Origin of the sequence: Lentzea jiangxiensis, from assembly GCF_900104175.1 — a bacterium.
In the GTDB taxonomy this organism is placed as follows: Bacteria; Actinomycetota; Actinomycetes; order Mycobacteriales; family Pseudonocardiaceae; genus Lentzea; species Lentzea jiangxiensis.
In genome coordinates this window covers 1-21,071 of the sequence record NZ_FNIX01000012.1, presented here as the reverse complement: position 1 = coordinate 21,071, position 21,071 = coordinate 1, and the positions used below count along the sequence as shown (strand labels likewise).

Annotated in this window: 18 protein-coding genes and 1 pseudogene; 10 read left to right on the top strand and 9 right to left on the bottom strand. The window is 70.3% G+C overall.

Going from position 1 to position 21,071, the window contains the following annotated elements; genetic code table 11:
- Positions 1–28 precede the first annotated feature (28 nt).
- Entirely contained in the window at positions 29–1,039 is a 1,011-nt protein-coding gene (locus BLQ91_RS26375; protein ID WP_090100865.1) for a helix-turn-helix transcriptional regulator, read from the top strand.
- On the opposite strand, the gene BLQ91_RS26370 is transcribed toward BLQ91_RS26375, so the two are convergent.
- Positions 1,022–1,636, bottom strand: a complete 615-nt coding sequence (locus BLQ91_RS26370) for a TetR/AcrR family transcriptional regulator (protein WP_245733819.1) — start codon at positions 1,634–1,636, stop codon at positions 1,022–1,024. The two genes, BLQ91_RS26375 and BLQ91_RS26370, sit on opposite strands and share 18 nt — an antisense overlap.
- Positions 1,623–1,829 carry a hypothetical protein gene (locus BLQ91_RS40505; protein WP_143022823.1) on the bottom strand — a complete coding sequence of 69 codons (207 nt, stop codon included), beginning with the start codon at positions 1,827–1,829 and terminating at the stop codon, positions 1,623–1,625. Before BLQ91_RS40505 ends, BLQ91_RS26370 begins: the two co-directional genes overlap by 14 nt.
- Before the next feature lie 26 nt (positions 1,830–1,855).
- Between BLQ91_RS40505 and BLQ91_RS26365 the strand changes: the two genes are divergently transcribed.
- On the top strand, positions 1,856–2,356 hold the full coding sequence (locus tag BLQ91_RS26365; protein ID WP_090100864.1) for a CGNR zinc finger domain-containing protein: 501 nt from the start codon (positions 1,856–1,858) through the stop codon (positions 2,354–2,356).
- 301 nt (positions 2,357–2,657) lie between these two features.
- A complete protein-coding gene (locus tag BLQ91_RS26360; RefSeq protein ID WP_090100863.1) occupies positions 2,658–4,082 on the top strand; it encodes an amidase family protein in 1,425 nt (474 codons plus the stop codon).
- Positions 4,083–4,118: 36 nt separating this feature from the next.
- Here the strand turns inward: BLQ91_RS26360 and BLQ91_RS26355 are convergent, their stop codons facing one another.
- The 3 genes and pseudogenes from BLQ91_RS26355 to BLQ91_RS26345 all read right to left on the bottom strand — a co-directional run bounded on the left by BLQ91_RS26355 (position 4,119) and on the right by BLQ91_RS26345 (position 6,997).
- Entirely contained in the window at positions 4,119–5,195 is a 1,077-nt protein-coding gene (locus tag BLQ91_RS26355) for a hypothetical protein (protein WP_143022822.1), read from the bottom strand.
- An 84-nt stretch (positions 5,196–5,279) separates the two neighbouring features.
- Entirely contained in the window at positions 5,280–6,563 is a 1,284-nt protein-coding gene (locus BLQ91_RS26350; protein WP_090100861.1) for an RNA polymerase sigma factor, read from the bottom strand.
- Between the two features lie 12 nt (positions 6,564–6,575).
- Positions 6,576–6,997: pseudogene (locus tag BLQ91_RS26345) on the bottom strand (YciI family protein).
- A 102-nt stretch (positions 6,998–7,099) separates the two neighbouring features.
- On the opposite strand from BLQ91_RS26345, the gene BLQ91_RS40500 reads away from it, so the two are divergent.
- Together BLQ91_RS40500 and BLQ91_RS26340 are read left to right on the top strand one after the other, a co-directional pair.
- Positions 7,100–7,297: a hypothetical protein gene (locus BLQ91_RS40500; RefSeq protein ID WP_143022821.1), complete on the top strand. Its 198-nt coding sequence runs from the start codon at positions 7,100–7,102 to the stop codon at positions 7,295–7,297.
- Entirely contained in the window at positions 7,294–9,882 is a 2,589-nt protein-coding gene (locus BLQ91_RS26340) for a hypothetical protein (protein ID WP_218130413.1), read from the top strand. The genes BLQ91_RS40500 and BLQ91_RS26340 overlap by 4 nt, the downstream gene beginning before the upstream one ends.
- A gap of 364 nt (positions 9,883–10,246) precedes the next feature.
- Here the strand turns inward: BLQ91_RS26340 and BLQ91_RS42175 are convergent, their stop codons facing one another.
- Positions 10,247–10,810, bottom strand: a complete 564-nt coding sequence (locus BLQ91_RS42175; protein WP_218130412.1) for a hypothetical protein — start codon at positions 10,808–10,810, stop codon at positions 10,247–10,249.
- A gap of 61 nt (positions 10,811–10,871) precedes the next feature.
- Here BLQ91_RS42175 and BLQ91_RS26330 point away from each other — a divergent pair, with 61 nt between their 5' ends.
- On the top strand, positions 10,872–17,063 hold the full coding sequence (locus tag BLQ91_RS26330; protein ID WP_218130411.1) for a DNRLRE domain-containing protein: 6,192 nt from the start codon (positions 10,872–10,874) through the stop codon (positions 17,061–17,063).
- Between the two features lie 232 nt (positions 17,064–17,295).
- Here BLQ91_RS26330 and BLQ91_RS26325 read toward each other — a convergent pair whose 3' ends face one another.
- Positions 17,296–17,676, bottom strand: a complete 381-nt coding sequence (locus BLQ91_RS26325) for a hypothetical protein (protein WP_090100859.1) — start codon at positions 17,674–17,676, stop codon at positions 17,296–17,298.
- Between the two features lie 11 nt (positions 17,677–17,687).
- On the opposite strand from BLQ91_RS26325, the gene BLQ91_RS26320 reads away from it, so the two are divergent.
- The gene (locus BLQ91_RS26320; RefSeq protein ID WP_090100858.1) at positions 17,688–17,990 is read left to right on the top strand and encodes a hypothetical protein; all 303 of its coding nucleotides are present in this window, start codon (positions 17,688–17,690) and stop codon (positions 17,988–17,990) included.
- Positions 17,991–18,510: 520 nt separating this feature from the next.
- Here BLQ91_RS26320 and BLQ91_RS26315 read toward each other — a convergent pair.
- The gene (locus BLQ91_RS26315; RefSeq protein WP_090100857.1) at positions 18,511–19,047 is read right to left on the bottom strand and encodes a hypothetical protein; all 537 of its coding nucleotides are present in this window, start codon (positions 19,045–19,047) and stop codon (positions 18,511–18,513) included.
- Positions 19,048–19,549: 502 nt separating this feature from the next.
- On the opposite strand from BLQ91_RS26315, the gene BLQ91_RS26310 reads away from it, so the two are divergent.
- The 3 genes from BLQ91_RS26310 (at position 19,550) to BLQ91_RS26300 (ending at position 20,732) form a co-directional block, all read left to right on the top strand.
- Positions 19,550–19,786 (top strand): hypothetical protein, encoded by a 237-nt coding sequence (locus tag BLQ91_RS26310; protein ID WP_143022820.1) that lies wholly within the window; start codon positions 19,550–19,552, stop codon positions 19,784–19,786.
- A 305-nt stretch (positions 19,787–20,091) separates the two neighbouring features.
- The gene (locus BLQ91_RS26305; RefSeq protein ID WP_090100855.1) at positions 20,092–20,301 is read left to right on the top strand and encodes a hypothetical protein; all 210 of its coding nucleotides are present in this window, start codon (positions 20,092–20,094) and stop codon (positions 20,299–20,301) included.
- Positions 20,298–20,732: a hypothetical protein gene (locus tag BLQ91_RS26300; RefSeq protein ID WP_090100854.1), complete on the top strand. Its 435-nt coding sequence runs from the start codon at positions 20,298–20,300 to the stop codon at positions 20,730–20,732. The genes BLQ91_RS26305 and BLQ91_RS26300 overlap by 4 nt, the downstream gene beginning before the upstream one ends.
- Before the next feature lie 27 nt (positions 20,733–20,759).
- Here BLQ91_RS26300 and BLQ91_RS26295 read toward each other — a convergent pair.
- Positions 20,760–21,071 (bottom strand): transposase (locus BLQ91_RS26295; protein ID WP_143022819.1); only part of this gene is annotated, 312 nt, incomplete at its 5' end.

The window sequence follows — 21,071 nt, the reverse complement described above, 5'->3', positions numbered from 1 at the left end:
CGGCCAGTACCGCTGACACGATGACGCGATGGCGACCACGTCACACCGCGCGCTGCGGCTGCTGTCCCTGCTCGGCTCGCGGGCCACGTGGCGGCTGCGCGACCTGGCCGACCGCCTGGCGGTCAGCGAACGCACCGTGCGGCGCGACCTGGACACCTTGCGCGAGCTCGGCTACCCGATGGTGACCGTGCGCGGCCCGGACGGCGGGTACCGGCTCGGCAGCGGGCACACCCTGCCGCCGTTGCTGTTCGACCACGACCAGGCGCTCGCGGTCGCCATCGCGCTGCAGACCGCGCCCAGCTCCGTGTTCGGCCTGCAGGACGACACCGCGCGGGCCCTGGTGACCGTGCAGCAGGCCATGCCCGACACGCTGCGCGCCGCGATGGAGTCCCTGCGCCTGACCAGGCTGCGCAACTACTGGGAGTTCCCCGCGCCCTCGATCGACCCCGCCGCGCTGACCACCGTCGGCACCGCCGTGCGGCTGCGCCACGTCCTGGTCGCGGAGGTCCTGCGCCCGGACGGGACGCGTGCCGCTCCCGGTGAGCCGGACTTCACCGCGGCGCACCGCCTCGAGCCCCACCACCTGGTGGTGTGGGCGGGGAGGTGGTACCTCATCGGCCACGACCTCGACGAGCGGCGCTGGCGGGTGGACCGGGTGGACCGGCTGCACCCGCGTCCCACCGGCCGCCGCTTCACCCCGCGAGAGCTGCCCGGCGGCGACATCGCGCACTTCGTCATGAGCAGCCACGACCGCGGCGACACCCCCGCGGCCTGGCAGCGCACCGGCTCCGCCCGTCTCGCCCTGCCCGCGCACGTCGCGGCCCGCTGGGCGCCGGGCGGCTCCGTCGTCGAACACCTCGACGCCGGCCACAGCCGCCTCACGCTCGGCGCCTGGTCCTGGGCCGGCATCGCCGGGATCCTCGCCACGTTCGACACCGACCTCACCGAGGTGCAGCCGCCCGCGCTCGTGCGGGCGTGCCGGCAGCTGGCAGACCGCTACGCCGGCGTCGGCGAACCGGGCTCAGCCCGACCCGGCTGAGCTGTCCCGCGGCGGCGGGCCGGCGCCGGGCACGGTCGCGGAGAACACGCCGATGCCCAGCGCGTACGGGTCGTCGAGCCCGACGGTGCGCAGGGTCTCCTGCGGCAGCGCCAGCAAGGAGATCGCCACGCCGAGGAAGTAGGCGTCGAGCAGGCCGGTGTCGCGGACGGTGGAGGGCAGGCCCGCCGCCTGCTGCAAGGTGGCGGCGGCCTCGGCGTTGGCGAGCACCATGCCCGACAACGCCTCGCGCACCCCCGGCCGGCGCACCGCCTCCAGGTACAGCTCGACCATGGCGAGCATCTGCGTGGGGTCGTCGGCGACCGCGCGGCGCAGCAGGGCCGGGTAGAGCTCGGCGACGTCGGTGGCGCTGATGCCGGCCGGGGTGGTCTCGCGCAGGCGGTCGACGGCGGCGCGGTGCAGGGCGGTCATGCGCGCGGCGGTGGCGGTGAGGATCGCCTCGCGGGTCGGGAAGTAGTTCTTGGTGGTGCCGAGGGGGACGCCTGCCTCGCGGTCGATCGCGCGGTGGGTCAGGCCCCGGCCGCCGTTCACCGCGAGGATCTGGATCGCGGTGTCGCACAGCAGATCACGACGGCTCACGGTCCGGGACACTAGCAAGATCACCACCGGTGTGGTGAACCGGGGCGAACGCGCTGGTCCCGGCCGTGGCGGTGACGGTTCCGCTCTCCACGACGAGGAACAGGCCGCACACGCAGCGGACGTAGGCGACGGGGCCGTGCGCGGAGACGGCGCCGGTGCAGGGCCAGTGGCAGGCGGGGCAGGTGGCGATCATGATCCCCACCCTGGTGTCATGGTCTAGTGCATTTCAACCCTTACGGCGGGGCGGCCGCCGAACTGGCCGCGAAGCTGGTCAACGCCGACCCCGCCCAGCCCCTGCTCGTACTGCTGGAAGCCTCCGACTACAAGCCCCTCGGATCGCTCGACGCCCGGCAGGAACGTGACGTGCGCGACTGGGTCGAGCTGCTGCGCCAGGTGTTCCGCGCGCCCACCGTGGGGCTGCTCAACGACCTGCTCGCCCGCTCCTCGACCACCCACTACATCTCCACCCACGACGGCCGCGCCCCGCACCTGCACTACGCCCGCGAGGACGCGCCGACCGACGTGCGCGTCAAGGCCTACACCGCGGCGGGCATGGCGGCGTTGTTCTGCGAGGACGCCGGACGCATCGGCTGGTGCGATCGCGAGGGCTGCGGCACGGTGTTCGTCGACACCAGCCGCAACGGCAAACGGCGCTTCTGCTCCACCAGGTGCGCCAACCGCGTCGCCGTCGCCCAGCACCGCGGCCGCCGCAGCGCTTGACCCGTCAGCGCCTGACCCGTCAGCCCGTGACGCTGGTCGGCCGGCGTGGCACGTACTGCTCACCGCCCAGGCCGTAGCGCACCACCCGGTGGCTGGTGCCGTGGACGTCGCACTGCTCGTAGGCGTGGTACGCGGTCTTGTGCGGGTCGGCCCTCCGCGCCCCAGAACCGGGTCTGGCTCTACGGCACGGGACCGCCGTTGTCGGCGGTCAGCCACGCCTGGGCGCGGTTGACCCTTCATGCGGGCCTTCATGCGGCCACTGCCATTCCGCGGATCACCGGTCGATGCTTGGATTCGGCTCATGGAGCTGACGCAGCTGTGTTTCGCCGGGGTCGCGAGGCAGGCGCACGCCGTGCGGTCCGGTGAGGTGACCGCGCACGAGCTGGTCCTCGAGCACCTGCGCCGCATCGAGCGCATCGACCCGAAGCTCAACGCGTTCCGGCTCGTGTTCACCGAGCAGGCACTGGCGCAGGCGCAGCGGGCCGACGCGCGCCGCGCCGCGGGTGAGGACCTGCCGCTGCTGGGCGTGCCGATCGCGGTCAAGGAGGACATCGCGGTGGAGGGCCTGCCCACCACGAAGGGCACCAACGCCGCCCGCACCCCGCAGCCGGCCGACTCGGCGATCGTGGCGCGGCTGCGCGCGGCCGGGGCCGTGGTCATCGGCCTCACCCGCATGCCGGAGCTCGGGCTGTGGCCGCACACCGAGAGCAGTTGGGCGGGGCCGACGCGCAACCCGTGGTCGCTCACGCACTCCCCCGGCGGGTCCAGCGGCGGCTCGGCCGCGGCCGTGGCGGCGGGCCTCGCGGCGGCGGCGATCGGCACCGACGGCGCCGGCTCCCTGCGCATCCCCGCCGCGGTGACGGGCCTGTTCGCGCTCAAGCCCCAGCGCGGCCGCGTCTCCCTCGCCCCGGAACCGCAGGTGCTCGGCGGCCTCGTGGTCGCGGGCCCCCTCACCCGCACGGTCGGCGACTGGGCGCTGGTCGCCGACCAGATCCACGGCGCCGCCCCCGGTGACGCCCACGTCGCGCACCCGCCCCGGACCAGCTTCACCGAGGCCGCGCGCACCGACCCCGGCCGGCTGCGGATCGGGGTGTCGCTGCGGCCGTGGGGGCCGGGCATCCCGATCGCCGACGAGGTGCGCGACGTCGTGCAGGATACCGCCGCGCTGCTCACCGACCTCGGCCACGACGTCGTGCGGCTGGACCCGCCGATGCGCGACCTCGCCGCCTCGACGCAGTTCGCGCTGCGCTACCTGCACAACGCGCACCTCGCCCGCGCGGGCCTGGAGCTCCCGGACCTGGTCGAGGCCCGCACCCGCACGGCCGCCGAGCTGGGACGCCGCGTGCCGCGCGGGCTGGTGCGGTGGGCCACCGGGTCCGACACGGCGCTCACGGCGTACGCGAACCGGGTGTTCGCCTCCGTCGACGTGTTGCTGACCCCGGCGCTGACCCGTCCGCCGATCCGCGTCGGCGAGTGGGACGGCCGCGACGTCGTCACCGCCCTGCTCGCGGCCGCCCGCTACACCACGTTCCTGCCGCTGTGGAACATCGTCGGCAACCCCGCCGCGTCCGTTCCCGCCGGGCGCACCTCGTCGGGGCTGCCGCTCGCGGTGCAGCTCGTGGGCCGCCAGCACGACGAGTGCACGCTGCTGTCGGTCTCCGCCCAGCTGGAGCGCGCCCGGCCGTGGGCGGACCGAACCCCCTCCGGCCTCGGTCATGCGAACTAGGATCTTGCGAAGACGCGCCATCCGAAGCGGGAAGGATCAGAACCCGCGGCGCGACAACTCGTCGAGCAGCTCCCGGTCCGCCACGTGCCGCGACTTGATGTGGTCGAGGTAGTCGGCGAACGCGTCGGGCTGCAGACCGCGCAGTTGCCGCAGCCATTCCACGACCACGTCCTGCTCCTGCACGCCGCGGCGCGCCAGCTCCACCTCGACCACGCGCCGGTAGACCTCGATCGCCAGACGGCTGCCGTCCCGCACGAGGTGCTCGACCAGCTCCGCGCGCAGCGGCGGCCACCGGTCGGTGTGCACGGCCAGCGTGCGGATCTTGAGGTAGACGTCGAGGCTGGGCCGGGCCAGGAACGCCTCCCGGCACACCTGCACCGCCCGCTCGGGCGCGCCTCGCCGCACGTGCTCCTCCACGGCGAGGTCGAGCAGCCGCAGCGCCGCGCCCCGGCCGCCCACGGCGCGCAGGCCCCGCTCCACCCACTCCAGGGCCTCACCGGAACGGCCGCTGTCGCGCAGCACGGTCGCCACCTGCAGGTAGTGCCAGCCCGAGGACAGGTCCTTGGACAGCACCAGCAGTTGCAGGTCGACGTCCTCGGTGTACTCGGCGAGCTCCTCCATGACGCGCAGCAACGCCCAGCGGGCACGGTCGTAGCGGCCGGTCTCGCCGAACCCGATCACCGGCAGCGGCTCGAACAGCGCGACGGCGCGGTCGCGGTAGCGCTGCAGGCCGTCGTCGTCGAGGGCCCGCGCGTAGGCGGCGAGGCCGACGTCGGGCGCTTCGGGGTGCCGCAGCTGCAGGTCGAGCAGCCAGTCGGCGAGCCGCACGGGGTCGGCCGCGGTCTCGGCGCACGCGCGGGCGTGGGTGTCGAGCACGCGGTGGGCCAGCTCGGCCAGCTCCACCCGGTGCCGCCGGCTCGCGGCGACCCCGTCCGCGAGCTGGGTGACGATCTGCTCGATCAGCGCGACGAGCTCCGGTCCGGGGTCGGTGACCAGCAGCGACTGCAGCTCGACCGACACGGCGGTGAGCGCCCGCCACTGGGCGGGCCAGTCGGCGCTCTCGCTGTCGGCCTCGGCGAGCGCGGAGGCCACGGTGGCGGGCAGCGAGTGCATCACAACATCATTCCCGCGTCACCCGGTCGAGTGCCACTGATGTCGCCCTAACGGATTTGAGGTTCACCCCGCGTGGTCAGGTGATCAGAGCTGCGCCAGTTTCCCGGTCAGCGCCGCGCGTTCGCGTTCGTTGCCGCACAACGCAATCGCCTGTTCCAGCGCCGCGCGGGCCTCGTCGCGGCGGCCGAGGCGGCGCAGCAGCTCGCCGCGCACGCCCGGCAGTTGGTGGGAGCCCTTGAACGCCTCACCGGCCGCCAGCGCGTCGACCAGCGGCAGCGCGGCGGCGGGTCCCCGGGCCATGGAGACGGCGACCGCGCGGTTGAGGTCCACGACCGGTGACGGGGCGAGCTTGTTCAGGCCGTCGTAGAGGGCGACGATGCGGTCCCAGTCCGTCTCCTCGACCGACCCGGCCAGCGCGTGGCACTCGGCGATCGCGGCCTGCAGCCCGTAGTAGCCGTAGCCGCGGCCCGCCTCGGCGGCTCTCGCCAGCGCGGCACGGCCGCGGGCGATGGCGGAGCGGTCCCAGCGCCGCCGGTCCTGATCCTGCAGCAGCACGGTCTCCCCGCCGGGGCCGCGGCGGGCCGGGAAGCGGGCGCCGGTCAGTTCCAGCAGGGCGAGCAGGCTGTGCACCTCGGGTTCGCCGGGCATCAGCCGTGACAGGATGCGCGCGAGCCGCTGCGCCTCCCCGGCCAGGTCGAAGCGGATGACCTCGTCCCCGGAGCTGGCGGAGGAGCCCTCGGTGAAGATCAGGTAGACGACCGAGAGCACCGGGGCGAGCCGCGCCGGGCGTTCGCCGGCCGGCGGCACCTCGAACGGCACGTTCGCCGCGCCGAGGGTCTTCTTGGCGCGGGTGATGCGGGCCTGCACCGTCGCCGTGGGCACCAGGAACGCCCGGGCGATCTCGTCGCTGGTCAGACCGCCGATCACGCGCAGCGTCAGCGCCACCGCGGCCTCCCGCGACAGCACCGGGTGGCACGAGGTGAACATCAGCGCGAGGGTGTCGTCGTCGATCTGGTCGGGGTCCCACAGCACGTCGTCGGGCGCCGGTCCGGGTTCGGTGGCGCCGGTGAGAGCGCCGCCCTCGGGCAGGTGGTGCGCCAGGGCGGCGTACTTCTCGTCACGGGTGCTGCGGCGGCGGAACGCGTCGATCGCACGCCGCCGCCCGACGGTGAGCAGCCACCCCGCCGGGTTGGCCGGCACGCCCTCGCGCGGCCAGGTCACCAGCGCCCCGGCCAGCGCTTCCTGCGCGAGGTCCTCGGCGAGCGCGAAGTCACCGGTGTAGCGGGTGAGCGCACCGATGATCCTCGCGGAGTCGATGCGCCACACCGCCGCGACGGCCTTGCGTCCCGTGGGGTCACCGCTGCTCATGGACCTATCAGATCAGAGCTGGCCGGTGGACTCGCGCCAGGCCCGTTCCTTCTTGATCCACTCGTTGTCCTGCGGGAACTCGTCGATCGTCGTGACGCGGCGGATCTCGGTCTTGAACCCGGCGGCGGTCATCGGGGTGCGCTTGGCCCATTCGACGGCGTCCTCGATGCCGGGGACGCTGATCAGGTAGAAGCCGTTGAACAGCTCCTTGGTCTCCCCGTACGGGCCGTCGGTGACGACCGGCGGTTCGGAGGAGAGTCGACGACCACACCCTCCTCGGCCGGGGCGAGGCCCTCGGCGGCGATCAGCACACCGGCGTTGATGAGCTCTTCGTTGAACTTGCCGACGGTCTCGAGCATCTGGTCGAAGTCGATGTCGCCGAGGTTGGTCCACGCCTCGTCGGAGGTCACGCGCCAGATCAGCATGAATTCCAACACCCAAACCCGTGACAGATCCCGTATTCATCTGAATACGGGAAGTCATGTTCGGGAGGCTAGCGGTAACAGCGAGCGATCACCTAACACGGGATACGTCACGTGTTCAGAAGCGTCTCAGGCACCTGCGATCCAGGATTGCGGTACGTCTGGGACCGGCGCTGGCGTGATCATCTGTTGCGGTTGGCCGATTTTCGTGACCAGGTCGGTCCTGTCCCGTGGAACTCCGCCCTGACCAAAGTCGACGACACCGACCGCGTCGTCGTGGACCTGCTGATGAAAGGCGATCTCGCCCCATGACCGCCCCCGCCGCGGACGACCCGTACGTATTGCCGATGCCCGCCGGCGACTCCCCGGTCGTGCTACCCCGCTGGATCAGCCCCGGCAACGTTCACCCCAGCTCCCGCTACCGGGACATGGTGTGGTCGCTCGCCCCGCTCATCGACAATCCCTCCACCGGGCTGGTATCGGTTCACTGGAAGAACTGTCCCGCACCGTTGCGCAACCATGTGAAGCGGATTGCGTGGACCATGATCAACGGGCAATTGCGTCCCACCCAGCTCAAGACGCGAGGACACCGGGCCCGCGCCCGCACCTCGGCCGGCGAGCAACGTGACACGTGCCTGGAGTGGATGCGGCTGGCCCGCTGGCTGCACGCCCGCGGCATCGGCGACCTCGCGGCATGCGCCGGGGACGACTGGGCAGCCTACGCCGAGCACCGTCGATCCGGTGGCATCGGTCGCGGCCCCGCGGGGCTCATGCTCAGCCGGTTGACCGATCTGTGGGCATTCGACGGGCTCACCGCCCACCCGACCGGAGTCACCCGCCCGGTGTGGGAGGTGGACGGCGTCGACGACCATCTTCCCGCCGCGAGCGGCGAGGCCGGTGGGGAGAACACGACCGAGCCACTGGATCCGCACGTCATCGGGCCGCTGTTGACGTGGGCGATGCAGATGGTCGAAAACTTCGCCGACGACATCCTGGCCGCCTGGACCGAGAGGAACCGCCTGACCGGCCTCGCCGCCGCCACCGCCTCCACCCCCGCGGGCCGTGCCGCGCTGGAGGCCTACCTGTCGCCTCTCATACAGAGCGGCAGCCCTCTGCCCGCTGTGCAGCACAAGGGCGTGCACGCGCCGGCCCAGGCGTTCATCGCCGCCACCACCGGAGCCAGCCCGATGCAGGTCGACCGATTCGCCCGACGACACGGACTCGCCGCGCTGGTGGCACAGCGACCGGGCCCGTGTCCGCTGCCGGTACCGGTGACCGGACACATCGAAGGACATCCGTGGCGCGAGCGGATCGACTTCACCGAGGCCACCACGCTGATGCGCCACCTCGGCACCGCCGCCATGATCATCTGCCTGTACCTGACAGGGATGCGTCCACAAGAAGTACAGGGCCTGCGATCCGGATGCTGCACGGAACCCGTCGACACGACCGGACCGCACCTGATCCGGGGCCACCACTACAAGAACGTCACCGACGAGGACGGCAACCACCTCTCCGCCGACGAGGAACGCGAGCTTCCCTGGGTCGCCATCACGCCCGTGGTGCACGCCATCCGCGTCTTGGAACGCATCGTGCCCGACGGCGAACTGCTGTTCAGCGCCGCCCACCACGACGTCACCCGCCGCCGCGGCCTGTCCGGCGCGCTCAAAGCCGACACGCTGAGCCAGAGGATCGACGACTTCGTGCTCTGGGCGAAGAGGGAGGCCACCGCCCAGGGGTTGCCCCACCAGCACATCCCGGATGACCCCGGCGGGACGATCAGCCTGACCAGATTCCGTCGCACCCTGGCCTGGCACATTGCCCGCCGACCTGGTGGCCTGATCGCCCTGGCCGTCCAGTACGGCCACATGCGCACCGTCCTGGACGCCCGTACCTCCACCGGCTACGCCACCCGCGCCCGCCGCGGCATCCACGGCGTCCTCGACGTCGAAACCGCCCTCGCCGCCGCCGACACCGCCGCCCGCCTGCGCGACCGCCTCGCCGCCGGCGAGAAGGTCTCCGGGCCCGCCGCCCGACGCGCCCTCACCGCCGCAGCCACCACACCCCGCTTCGAAGGCCGCATCGTCCCCTGGACCTTCGCCCGCAAGGCCGCGGCGTTCCTCGACCGCGACGGCCTGATCCTGTTCGACAATCCCGACGCCCACCTGATCTGCGTGTTCAAACGCGACACCGCCTTGTGCGACCCGACACTCGACGCCACCGCGCCCAACCAGTACGACTGCGCACCCGGCTGCGGCAACGCCGTGCGCACCGACACCCACGCCCGCCTCCTGCGCGACAACGCCCAGAAAATCGACGACCTCGCCGCCCACAGCCCCGAGCCCCTCGACAGGCGCCTGCACCACAACGCAGACCGCCTACGCACCCTCGCCGACATTCATGACACCACCGCCCACCCCGCCGAGGCCAGGCCAGGACATGAACCAGCATCAGGACCCACAACAACAGGACGAGCGCACCCGCATCCACCAGGTCATCGACCGCCTCCTGACCGGCCAGGCCACTTCCTCCAACGGCAGCCTTACCATCGTCGCCCTCGCCGCCGCGGCGGGCGTCCACCGCATGGCGCTCATCAAACGCTACGCCGACCTCAAGAACCATTTCTACAAACGTGTCCGCAACGAGACCAATCAGACCCCCAAAACGAAAACGGGACTCCGAGAAACTATAGCCAGACTCACGAGAACCATCGCCAATCAGAACGCGGAAATCGACGACCTCCAACGCCAGATAACACACCTCACCCTCGCCGTCGCCGTCTTTACCCGCCAGACCGACACCCCAGGCAGACCTCGGCCCACGCCGGACAACGTTGTTGCCATCCATCCGACCAGACCCTGAATGCCTTACCGATCCATGCACGCCCGCCTCGGTAAGTTGGTACCGCCGGATGCCGTTACCGGGTGCACCGCCGGACCGGCAACACGGAGGCGGATGGCAGCCCGCCGACGTGTAGGCGGATACGGTGGATCATTCCGCAGAATTTCCCGAAATTGTTCGGCACTGCGACGGACGATGTTCGGGATGGCGCGGCGGTGGCGCACCAGGGGCGAAACTGTCCTCGGCATACGTGGCCGCCGGGAGCCGGCCGCATGGGACACGGCCACGGTCATGTCCGTCGTCGAAAGTGATCACCGCTCGTGGGCCTGGTGATTCGAGGTCGGGGATTTCGAGGCCTGGCTGCCACCGTTCTGGCGTGATCATTTTCGTGTGGCGTAGAGCCCAGAGGTTGTGACTGCTTCACTCGAACGGCAGATTGTTCGACATAAGGACACCGCCCAGTATGAGGTGACTGCCCGACCGTCGGGCGTCGCGAGGGGGGCTTCCGTAATCCTCGTGCGCTTTCGGGGAAGCGCACGGTCCGCCGCTGTTACGGTCGATCACCCGCCAACGCGGTTCAGCATCTTTGCCGTGAGATGGAATTTCGCGTGCTTCCATTCGGGTGAGACCGTGTCGACGACGGTACGTGATATCGGAGTGCGCTCGCCGGTTTTGCCACAGGGGTGGATTCGTGTCGTCTCCAAGATTGTTCTTCTCGCGCAGATCCAGGTCGTTGGCGACCAGGATCGTCTCGTATGCGGCATCGGTGGCGTTGGTGCTGAGCACCACGGAGGTGGTTGCTCCGGTTGTCGCCGTGGCGGCCCCCGAGGCACCGCCGCCCGCGACCGCAGCTCGGGTGGACGCGCGGCCGGACGTGGTCTCGGCGGCGGTCAGCGCGCGGGCGCAGGGCTCGCGCGTCGAAGTGGAGTCGATGCGGACCGAGACGTCGTCGACGTGGTCGAATCCGGACGGGACGTTGACCACGGAGGCGCACGGTGCGCCGATCCGTTTCAAGGACACCACCGGTAACTGGCGCACGGTGGATTTGAAGTGGCGTAAGGACCGCGATGGCACGGTCGCCCCGACCGGCCACCCGTTGGGATTGAAGCTCGGCGGGAAGACCACGAAAAAGGGCACCGCGTTCGTCGCGGCAGCCTTGGCCGCGGACCCGGCCCGTCAGGTCGAGTGGGTGGCGCCTTGGCCGTTGCCGGAACCGAAGCTGGACGGGACCGAGGCCGTCTACCCGGACGTGGAGCCGGGTGTGGACCTGGTCCTGCACACCCGTCGGTCGGGCTTCGAGTACGACTTCGTGGTCAAGAGCCGCCCGGCCATGGCACCGGTGTGGCGGATCCCGCTGCGCCTCAAGGGCCTGACCGCGAGGCAGCAGCCTGACGGCACGATCGACTTCCTCGATGCCAAGGAGCAGGTGCACTCCAGCATCCCCGTGCCGCTGATGTGGGACGCTGAGATTGACAAGCGCAGCGGTGAGCACGTCAACCACAGCACAGTTGGCATCGCGATCGAGACCGCCGCCGACGGCTCCACCAACCTCGTGGTCACCCCTGACCCGGTGTGGTTCAACGACTCCAAGCGCACCTACCCGATCACCGTGGACCCCACCTACGCAGTCGGCACTGCGTACTCCAGCTTCGACACCTGGGTCCAGTCGGACTACACCACCGACCAGTCCATCTCGTCGGAGCTGAAGCTGGGCACTTACAACGGCGGCACGGTCAAGGCGCGGTCGTTCCTCAACTTCTCCGTCGCCCCGTTCAAGGGCAAGCAGATCGTGAGTGCGGAACTGTCGATGTTCGAGACGTGGTCCTACTCGTGCACCGCGTCGACGATGATCGTCCGCAGCACCTACGAGCTGGCGTCCACGGCCACGCGATGGACCGCGCAGCCGACGTTCGGCTCGCAGTACGGGTCGACGAGCGTGGCCAAGGGGCATGACAGCGGCTGCCCGGCGGGACGGATGTCGGTGCCGATCACCCCTCTGGTGCAGGCGTGGTCGAACGCGCCCTACACCGTCGGCGGCATGGTGCTGATGGCGGGCAACGAGGCCGATTCCAACTCCTGGAAGAGGTTCCACTCCAGTGAGAGCTCCGCGGACCCCTTCGTCTCCTACACCTACAACCGGCCGCCCGGTGCGCCGGCCACAGTGGAGCCGAGCGAGGCCGTCGCGTATGCGGCGCCGGGTGAGACGAGTTCGTGGCTGTACTCGCCGAGCCTGCGCCCCTGGGTGCGGACGAAGGCTACGGACCCGGACGGCAACACGGTGAAGTACGTCTTCGAGTTCTACACGGGTACGGGCCCGACCTTCAGCCTGAAGGGCACCTGCACGTCGTCGGTCTACGCGTCCGGTACGACGGCCGGTTGCCGTCCAGCGACGGACCTGCCGGACAACACCCTGCTCTACATCCGGGCGAAGGCGAACGACGGCCGACTCGACGGCTCCTGGGTCAACTACAACCAGCGGCTGCGCACAGGTACGGCGACCCCGGCATTGCCCGTCGTGTCGTGCCCGGCGCCCTACAACGTGAGCGACACCTGGCAGGACAACCCGCCCACCACGGACGTCACGTGCACGATCACCGCGACCGGCACCGGATACAACGCGCCGGGCTACCTGCGGCTCATCGTGGACGGCAAGCGCCCGCCGGCGAACTTCACCGGTGGTGCCGAAGGCCAGATCAAGATCACCTCGTCGAACGACCCTGCGGTCGCGAAGTACAACGTGACCTTCCCGAAGGACAAGGCGGGTCTGCACACCATCGTCGTCCAGGCCGAGACCCCTGCCGGCAAGCTCTCGCCGAACCAGACCTACAAGTTCGGCTGGGGCGGCACGACGCTGACCTCGCCGACCTCGACACCCCGGACCACCACCACCGACAACATCCGCATCACAGCCTCCGGCCCGCCGAGAGGCCCCGCCACGTCGGTGACCGCGAAGGTGAAGTGGCGCGTCTCCGGCTACGGCGGAAACGACGACCTGACCGGCTGGAACGACGCGACCGACCTGCCGGTGGCCGACAACGGCGCCGGCGGCATCAACGTCAACACCCTCTGGGACACGAACCTCGCCAAGACCGACGCGAACCTGGACGCCGACCCCGACACCACCGGCATCCAGCCCACCACACTGAACGACCGGATCCCGGTCAAACTCGACATCCAGGTCTGTTTCAAGTACGGCACCACCGAACAGTGCACCTGGTCCCAAGCCCCTGGCGCCACCGTGCAGCGCCTGCCGCACGCCTTCGGCAACGGGTTCTCGGTCTCGAAAGCCGGACCCGGCCAGGTCGCGCTGTGGACCGGCGAGTTCAATACGTCCGCGATCGACGTGTCGGTGCCCGGCTACACCGGCGACCTGTCACTGTCCCGGTCGCACTCCACGTTCGCCGGCGCCACCGACGCGGTCAACGGCGTCTTCGGCCCCGGCTGGACCGCGCAGTTCGACGGCGCCGACGCCGGCGTGGCCGGGATGCAGGTCGTCGACAGCACCCGCATCGACGGCACCATTGTGCTGCTCGACGGCGACGGGACCGCCCTGGTGTTCGAGTCCCCGAACGGAACCCGGCGCACCACCGCGGCCCTCCAGACCGGAAACTGGGTGGCCGCCGACGAGGACACCACCCTCGACGCCGGCAAGTTGACCGTCACGGGCAGCGGCGCTACGACCACCATCGCGTACACCGAAGACGACGGCACGACCACCACCTTCACCACGACCACCGCGGGCGCTCCGACGGCCGGCGCGGCCGGGAAGTTCCGACCGGCGGGCATCACCGAGGCCGGCGTCACGGGGAAGACCACCTACACCTACGACCCGGCAAGCGGCCGCGTGACCCGCATCCTCGCACCCGCCGCACCGGGTGTCGTCTGCACCGACGCCCAGGGCGTCTACACAGGCGCGGTGGGCTGCCGGTCGTTGCGGCTGGAGTACGGCACCTCCGGGTCCGCCAACGGGCGGCTGGTCGCCGCGTGGCTGGACATCTTCAACCCCGACAAGACCGGCGGGCCCGGCATGGACGCGATCAAGGTCGCGGCCTACACCTACGACACGGCCGGACGCCTGGCGACGGCCACCGACCCGCGCGACAACCTCGGCACCACCTACGGCTACGACTCCGGCAACCGCCTCACATCGGTGAAACCTGCGGGCCAGGTCCCCTTCCAACTCGCCTACACCGCCGCACCGAACGTCAAGCTGGCCAACGTCAAGCGCGACCGACCCGCGGGCGACCCGACGGGCGGCGTCGCGACCCTGGCCTCGTTCGTCTACGACGTGCCGACCACCGGCACCGGCCTGCCCGACCTGTCGGCAGGCTCGGTCGAGCGCTGGAACCAGGCCGCCGCACCGGTGAAGGGCTTCGCCGTCTTCGGCCCCGACCACCCGGTGAACTCCACCTCACCGGCGAACATCGCCGCCGCCGACTGGGAACACGCCGACCTTCAGTACACCGACGCCCAGGGCTACACCGTCAACACCGCCAAGTACGGCGCCGGAGCCTGGCAGCACACCGCCACCGACTACAACGCCCAGGGCAACGTGGTGCGCGAACTCGACGAACGCGCCCTGCGGCTGATCGTCGACGGCCAGCTGCCCTCCGGCGCCTCCTCCGACCAACTGGCCACGTCGACCGTCTACAACGCCGACATCGTCAACGGCGCCACCGTGGTGACCCCGGCGGGCACACTGGTCACCGACACCTACGGCCCGGCACGGACGGCCGCGCTGCGCGACGGCTCGCTGCGCTGGCTGCGCACCCACACGCGCACCGACTTCGACCAGGGCGCGCCCAACGGCGGGGTCAACCCGGCGACGACCCTGCCGTACCGCCTGGCGACCACGGAGACGACGTTCGCCCACGACCCGGGGACCGGACAGGACGTCGAGGTCGTCTCCCGCACCCTCACCGACTACGCCGCCCCCGTGGCGGGCGACGCGGACGGGTGGGCGCTGAGTCTGCCGGGCCGGGTGACCACCGACGTCGACCTCGACGGCACGCCCACCGCTGGCGACCTCGTCCACCTCACCCGCTACGACGCCGAAGGCCGTGCCGTCGAGACCCGGCAGCCGACCTCCAACGGCGCGGACGCGGGCACCACCAGGACCGTGCACCACACCGTCGCGGCGAACCCCGTGCACGCCGAGTGCGGCGGGAAACCGCAGTGGGCGGGCCTGGTCTGCAAGACCTTCCCGGCCGCGGCACCCAGCTCGGGGCCGACCCTGCCCACGACCACCACGACCGGCTTCACCTACCTGCTCGCGCCGACCACGGTGGTGGAGACCTCCGGCGCGGTGGCCAGGACGGCCACGACCACCTACCTGCCCGACGGCCGCACGGCGTCCACCTCAACGGTCGTCACCGGCCTGACAGGGTCGACGCCGAACACCCGCAAGGAGACCGAGTACGACCCGCTGACCGGCACGGCCACCAAGATGACCGCGAAGAACCCGGACGGCTCGACCGCCGGCACGGTGACCACCGGGTACGACTCGTGGGGTCGGCAGACCACCTACCAACCCTCCGGGGAAACGGCCACCACCACCGTCTACGACGCCTCCGGCGCCGTGGCGACCGTGACCGACGCCAACGGGTCCACCCGCTACACCTACGACGGCCCCGATGCCGCTGGCAAGACCGAACGCCGGGGCCTGGCCACCAAGGTCGAGGTGACCACCGCCGGCTCCACGTGGACGTCGACGGGGGCCTACGACGCCGACGGCGGCCTGGTGGTGCAGAAGCTGCCCGGCGGCGTCACCAGGCACACCGACCTCGGCAACGCCGGCGAACCGGTGGGCCTGCGCTACACCGGTCGGATCACCACGGTGGACGAGGACGGGACCACCACCGTCGATCCCGACGGCGGCTGGCTGGCCTGGTCCCAGGACAACGACGTCACCGGTCGCGTAGCTCACGAGTGGACCCCGGAGGGCAGCGCCTTCACCGGCCCCGCCGGCAGCGACCCAGGCGACGCCGTCCCCTACGACCGCGCCTACACCTACGACGCCGCTGGCAGGCTCACCCAGGTCCGCGACCGTACCGCCGCGACCACCGGCGTGGACATCACCGACCCCACGCAGTCCCCGGCCTGCGCGACCCGCTCCTACGGCTTTGACGGCAACCACAACCGCCTCACCAAGACCATCGCCCCCGCCGCGGCGGACGGCTCCTGCACCACGACCGGCGCAACGACGACCACCAGGGCGTTCGACACCGCCGACCGCCCCGTAACCGGGGCCGGTGGTCAGGGCACCTACGCCTACGACCCGCTCGGCCGCACGCTCATCCTGCCCGCCTCGGATGCCCCCGACCCCCAGGGCGGCGACATCGCCCTGGCCTACCACGACAACGACCTAGCCAAGTCGATCACCCAGGGCAGTGCCACGACCGCGTTCACCCTCGACGCCCACGACCGCCGGGCCGTCGAGACCGTGACCGACTCGACGGGATCGACCCAGACCGTCCACCACTACACCGACGCCTCGGACAATCCCACTTGGGTGACCAGCAACGGCGTCACCCGTCGCTACGCCGAACTCCTCGGCGGCAACCTCGCCCTGACCGTCAACAACGCCGCTGTGGCCGAACTGACCATCGCCGACCCCCACGGCGACGTGGTGACGACGATCGACCTGCCGGTCGCCGGTGCGGCCGCGACCTCGATCACCGGGTGGAACGCGTTCGACGAGTACGGCGCACCATCCGGTGGGAACACGGCCAGCACCAGCGAGGTCGAGTACGGCTGGCTCGGCGCCGAGCAACGCGCGGTTTCCGGCGCGGGACTCGTCCTCATGGGCGTGCGGTTGTACAACCCCGTCACCGGTCTGTTCACCTCCACCGACCCGGTTCCGGGCGGTGGCGCGAACAGGTACGCCTACCCGACCAACCCGATCGGCGTGACCGACCTCGACGGGCGCGCCTGGGGAGTGGCACTGCTGGTGGGAGCCATCTACGCGGTGATCCGCATCTGCTTGCGATTCAGGCAAGGCTGCGCACGCCTCGCGCGAAGGATCCGCAGCGCGCTCTGGCGGGCGGTCAAATGGGTCGGTCGTAAGATCCGGAGCGCGGCCAAATGGCTGGTGGCTGGCGTAGTGGGCGGTCTGATCGGAAACGCTCAGGACATCGCCGCCTGCGTGAAGCAGGCGAAACAAGGATATCGGGAAGGCCGCCGTAAGAACTTCTTCAAACGCATCGGCCGGGCTGCCAGACGCTGCGTGACAGGCTGATCGTCGAGTTCCGCCGTCTGACCTCGTGACCACCGCTCATCCTCGGGTGGCCACCACCCGACACATACGGGTCGGTGGATACCCGAGGACGAGCGAGAAGTGTCCTGGCATCACCGGCTGAAATCGACAAGTGACTCAATCGGTCTCGTTACCCGAATCAAGCACAACTGGGCATACCCAATGGTTCGACCTCTCGCCGCTTGAACACAAGGACTTGACAGGGAACTTGAGGTCAGTGGCCATCGTGACTCGGGCCTCCCCGGTGATCCGCTTTCCCTTGTTCGTGGTGCGTGGTGTCATGCCGTTCGCTCCTCTTCGTCGTTCGGGCGGTCGGTTGGTCGGCGCGCCGGTCGATGACGGCGGCGGTGTAGTAGTCGATGGCCTCGCCATAACGACGGTCGGCCTCGGCCGTGTCGCCAAGCGCGGCGTGGACCTCCCCGAGCACGCTGCACAGGTCGGCCGGGTAGCCGACCGAGCCGTAGTCGTGCACGGCCTGCTCGATCGCGGCCAACTCCGACACCGTCTCGGCGGCTTGCCCGTTCAGCGTCAGAGCCCGCGCCACGTGCAGGACGGTGCGGGCGTGGTCGATGTCATCGGCGATGCCGGCGAACATGCTCGCCGCAGGTGGTGGATTGCGAGCCGGGCATCGGCGATCTTGGGGTGCAGCGCGGTTTCGCCAAGGCGGCGGTGCCGCAGGGTGATGCTGCGGGCGTCGTTCGTCCCTTCGGCGATTTCCAGAGCCTGTTGCAGGTTCGGCAGGGCCGGCGACGGCCCCCGCCCCCCCGCCCCGGCCCCTCGCAGGGCCAGCGCAACGGCCCGTCCGGCACCGCGGAGCAGACCCGCGAGGCCGAGGACCGAGGCGACTGGGCAACGGCCATCTCGCTGAAGAACAAGCGACTCGCCGAAATGGCACGCGAACAGCGCTGACCCCGGCGCTCCTATCCCATCCACCGTGAATACTCGGCACCGTCTGAGGGCGACTCTCTCGCGCACACACGCAAGTAGGGACGGTGTGTCCCGCAGCTGAGTCGCTGGTCAGCGATCGGCGGAGCGCGGAGCGACGATGATCGCGCGCAGTACTTCGCTGTGGTTCTCGCCTTCGGTCCCCTGCCGATCCGTACGGCGAGGCTGACTCCGACGACGAGCAGGAACGCGCCATCGCCCTGCTCGCCAACGTGCTGGGCGCACGCCGACTGGACAGATCCGCGCTCACGCTGGCCTGAGAACCCTTTGTGGTCCGTCCAGCGCCGCTGGACGTTGATTCCAGGTGTCGGCTTGCGGCACGGTACTCGGGATGTGGGAGTGAACCTGCTGGTCAAGGCTGAAGAGCGGCGGCTCGACGGCTGGGCTCGGTTGCTGGGAGGACGGAGTTTGCCCGTCCGAGCGGCTCGTGCCCACGCCCCTCGGAAGCCGGGCTCCGCCTGGGGGCTGGCGGGACCGCTGTGAGCTAGCCCGGTCGTAGAAGCGCCAAGTAGATCGTCTCGTCGACGACCGCCACACGCCCCCGGCCGGGAATCGTCAGCGTGGCACGCACCTGCAACAGCTGAGCGCGGCCGGTGGAGTCCGACCCCTCCGCAGGGTCGGCGACGTGGGTGTGGCGGCGGACCAGGTGGCGCCGCAGGATCGCCCCGAGCGGTAGTTCACCCAGGTCGAGGGCACTGCGTGCAGGCTGGGGAAGTCGCTGCCGAGCGATCACCGCGCTCACGCGTGCGACGACGAGCTCGTCAGAGGCCGGGATCGCGGCGCGCAGAACACCTTCGCGGGCCAGCACGTGCAGAGTACTGCTGTGCAACTGCAAGGCGTCTCGCTCAGGGCTGGTGGGCGGACGTAGCTCGTGCCGATGCAGGTGGTGGTCCAGAGGGATCCGCAGCCACTCCTGCAGCGTGGCGGTGAGTTCGTCGGTGTTCTCGATCAGGTCGGTGAGCCGGGCCCGCGCCGTCATCTCCGGAGCGGTCAGTCGGTCATGCAGCTGCTGTGTGGTCATGGCGCTCCCCCTGGCGGTGATCAGTGACCCGTTCGCGGCCACCGGGCGCCGTCGCAGGAACCGGATCGAGGCGCCGATGCAGTTAGGGTGCGCCGACGTCGCGGGCCGATCCAAGGATGTGCGCCAACTCCGCGAACCCGCACAGCGCTGTTCACGTATGATAGTCGGCTGCGGCGATTTTTGCGTCTTCCCAGGCTCGCTGTTGATCTCACCTGCCGTTATCGTGCAGGGTCATAGTCACGTTCAGTGCAGAGCTGCTGAGCGTGCCGGCGCTACGAGCGCGGGCGCGGTGTGGGAACCGATGGGTCGCACGGTGCGCGAGGTGTCCGGCAGGCACGTGTTTGGTCGTGCAGCGCTCCGGCGCGCCGGAGCGCTCGCTGATGACCAGCACGGCCGTCTCCGGCTCGTTCGTGAGCTGGAGCCACGCGCGGGCACACCAGCGGGGCGAGGAGACCTCTTCGCCGCGGTGGTGGCCTGACCGACCACGTTGGGGGACGTGGAGATGCTGCTGCTCAGTCAGCAACGGTACGACGACGCCGTGCCACAAGCCGGTCCACGGCTGCACCAGATCACTGCCCTGGGCAGGTCAGCGGCCGGGGTGATCAACCGGACGACGGTGTTCGCCGCCGGCGTGCTCATCGTGCTGGCCGTGCTGCTGACCTGGCTCGCGCCAGGCGCCGAGGCCGCAGTTCCTGAGGTCGTCGGCGTGCACGCCTCGGCATCGCCGCTGCGCGGCTGACACGTCTGATCTTGCTCGCTGGTCAGCCGCCGTCGGCTCATTCGTCAATTCGTTCTGGTCAGGGGCCCTCTCGTACTTCTGTCTAGATTCGGGGGAATCACGGACATGGCTCTACGACAGCGTTTTACGCTCGCTGCCGCGGTCGGTGCGGTTCTGTTCGCCACGGCCTGCACCGGCTCGGGCGGTGACCAGCAGCTGCAGGACAGCGGCGCGCCGCAGCAGACCGAGGTTCAGGTCGACCCAGGCGTCTCGGAGCCGCACAAGGCAGTCGTGACGACGCGCCGGAGAAGCTGGGCGGGCTGGACGTGTTCATTTCCGAGGAGGAGAAGACCTGCACCGTCTCCAAGCCGCTCGACGACAACCACTCGGTGCAGATTCGTGCGAGCGCATCGGTCAGGTCCGACGAGAAGCTCGCGAAACCGGCGTGTGCGGTGTTGCGCGAGTACGTCACCGCGCTGGCGCCTATCTGGCAGGACATGCCAAGCACGGTTCCGGACGCACCAAGCCCGAGTTGACGCTGGTCAGACCGGACCCGTACAAGGCCGCGTCCGCGACGCTGGGCATGTTCGAGGAGGGATTCCTCGAGACGGGCGGGCCGATGTCGTGCACGGCCCGATCCGGGAAGGTGACGGCACCGCAGAAGCGGGACAAGGGTGTCGGCCGGCCTGAGGTCAACGTGGCATGGACGATGAACACCGACCCGTCGAAGCTGGTCAAAGCCAGTGACGGCAGTGCGCGTGAGATCACCGTCGAAGGCCGCAAAGCCGTGCTGTCCAAAGGAAGCCTGGGCTGCACCACCTACATTGTTTGGGACGACCAGATCAAGGTCGATCAGGACAACCGCGTCGACGACGACGACCTCACCCAGCAGATCCGGGTGCAGACCGCGACGTGCGACAACGCCGAAGAGGTCGCGAAGAAGATCGTGGCGAAGGTGGCCCAGTGATGAACCGCCGCCGCGCGCTTAGGGTTCCTAACAGAGGGTTTTGATGTGGCGGTAGCAGATCACGCAGGTGGCCAGGCTGAGGAACGCCTCGTGAATGTCGTCGCGGCGTTCCCAGCGGATGCGAAGGCGCCGCATGCCGTGGTACCAGGCGATCGTGCGTTCGACGACCCATCTGATCGTGCCGAGCCCGGATCCGTGATCCTCTCCGCGCTGGGCGATCTGGGGGTCGATCCCCATGTTCCGTAGCTCTTCGCGGTGTTTGGCGGAGTCGTAGGCGCGGTCGGCGTACAACGCGTCCGGTCGTCGGCGTGGACGTCCGCGCCGGCCGCGCACCGGCGG

Excerpts from the sequence above, each read along its gene's own strand:
- BLQ91_RS26375 (WP_090100865.1), top strand. The coding sequence starts at position 29 with ATGGCGACCACGTCACACCGCGCGCTGCGGCTGCTGTCCCTGCTCGGC.
- BLQ91_RS40505 (WP_143022823.1), bottom strand. The coding sequence starts at position 1,829 with ATGATCGCCACCTGCCCCGCCTGCCACTGGCCCTGCACCGGCGCCGTC.
- BLQ91_RS26360 (WP_090100863.1), top strand. The coding sequence starts at position 2,658 with ATGGAGCTGACGCAGCTGTGTTTCGCCGGGGTCGCGAGGCAGGCGCAC.
- BLQ91_RS26355 (WP_143022822.1), bottom strand. The coding sequence starts at position 5,195 with ATGCACTCGCTGCCCGCCACCGTGGCCTCCGCGCTCGCCGAGGCCGAC.
- BLQ91_RS26350 (WP_090100861.1), bottom strand. The coding sequence starts at position 6,563 with ATGAGCAGCGGTGACCCCACGGGACGCAAGGCCGTCGCGGCGGTGTGG.
- BLQ91_RS26340 (WP_218130413.1), top strand. The coding sequence starts at position 7,294 with ATGACCGCCCCCGCCGCGGACGACCCGTACGTATTGCCGATGCCCGCC.
- BLQ91_RS26325 (WP_090100859.1), bottom strand. The coding sequence starts at position 17,676 with ATGTTCGCCGGCATCGCCGATGACATCGACCACGCCCGCACCGTCCTG.
- BLQ91_RS26315 (WP_090100857.1), bottom strand. The coding sequence starts at position 19,047 with ATGACCACACAGCAGCTGCATGACCGACTGACCGCTCCGGAGATGACG.
- BLQ91_RS26310 (WP_143022820.1), top strand. The coding sequence starts at position 19,550 with ATGCTGCTGCTCAGTCAGCAACGGTACGACGACGCCGTGCCACAAGCC.